1 protein-coding gene is annotated in these 414 nt (G+C 73.2%); it reads left to right on the top strand.

Annotated elements, in window-relative coordinates; translation table 11 throughout:
- A partial coding sequence (locus G3I78_RS49405; protein WP_239158500.1) for an ABC transporter substrate-binding protein occupies nt 1-414 on the top strand: 414 nt, incomplete at both ends.

The raw sequence follows: 414 nt of genomic DNA, 5'->3' as shown, positions 1-414 counted from the left end.
CCGACGACCCCGACCGCCTCCACCAGTTCGCCCCCACCGGTCTGGCGATCGACGCGCTCTTCCTCAACACGCAGGTGCCGCCGTTCGACGACGTCGCCGTGCGGCGCGCGCTGAACGCCGTGCTCGACCGCGAGGACATCTCGAACCTCGCGACGTCGGGCGTCTGGCCGCCGCTGCGCAGCGCGACAGGACTGCCGCTCCCCGCGGGCGAGACGTTCCTCGCCCCGGACCTCGCCGACCGGCGCCTCGTGGTCGACGTCCCCGGCGCCGTCGCGATCCTCGCGGACGCCGGGTACGAGCTGGTGGACGGTGTGCTGCACGACGAGGACGGCACGCCCGTCACGTTCACGCTGACGAACCCCTCGGGGTGGACCGACTACATGTGGGAGCTCGAGGCGGTCAAGGAGGCGGCCG

It is taken from the genome of Streptomyces sp. SID13726 (assembly GCF_010548375.1).
Taxonomy (GTDB): domain Bacteria; phylum Actinomycetota; class Actinomycetes; order Streptomycetales; family Streptomycetaceae; genus Streptomyces.
The sequence above is the reverse complement of the archived record's forward strand: the minus strand, read 5'-3'. Positions and strand labels throughout refer to the sequence as shown.